1 protein-coding gene is annotated in these 437 nt (G+C 65.4%); it reads left to right on the top strand.

Annotation, left to right across the window (positions count from 1 at the left end):
* Window positions 1–437: 3-hydroxyacyl-CoA dehydrogenase NAD-binding domain-containing protein (locus tag EN750_RS38750; RefSeq protein ID WP_145968410.1), on the top strand; the 437-nt coding region annotated here is incomplete at both ends.

Below are 437 nucleotides of genomic sequence, written 5' to 3'. Positions count from 1 at the left end.
CGGCACTGGCGGCGGAACGTGCGCTGTTCGTCAAGCTGGTCGGCAGCGATCAGTCGCGGGCGCAGCGTCATTTGTTCTTCGCCGAACGTGAGGCGGCAAAGCTTCCGGGCAAGGACACCGTCAAGCGCCGGATTGCCCGCGTCGGCGTCATCGGCGCCGGCACGATGGGCGGCGGCATCGCCATGGCTTTCGCCAATGGCGGCTATCCCGTAACCTTGCTGGAAACCAGCCACGAGGCCCTGCAGCGCGGCTTGGCGACGATCGACAGGAACTACTCGGTGTCCGTCACGCGCGGTTCGCTCAGCGAAGGCGCCAAGCGCGAGCGGCTCGCCCAGTTCAAGGGTTCCACCGACTATGCCGATCTCGCCGATTGCGACCTGATCGTCGAGGCGGTGTTCGAAGACATGGCGGTCAAGAAGGAGGTGTTCGGCAAGCTC

Origin of the sequence: Mesorhizobium sp. M7A.F.Ca.ET.027.03.2.1 (genome assembly GCF_003999175.1) — a bacterium.
Taxonomy (GTDB): Bacteria; Pseudomonadota; Alphaproteobacteria; order Rhizobiales; family Rhizobiaceae; genus Mesorhizobium.
This window is presented reverse-complemented; position numbering and strand designations above follow the sequence as displayed.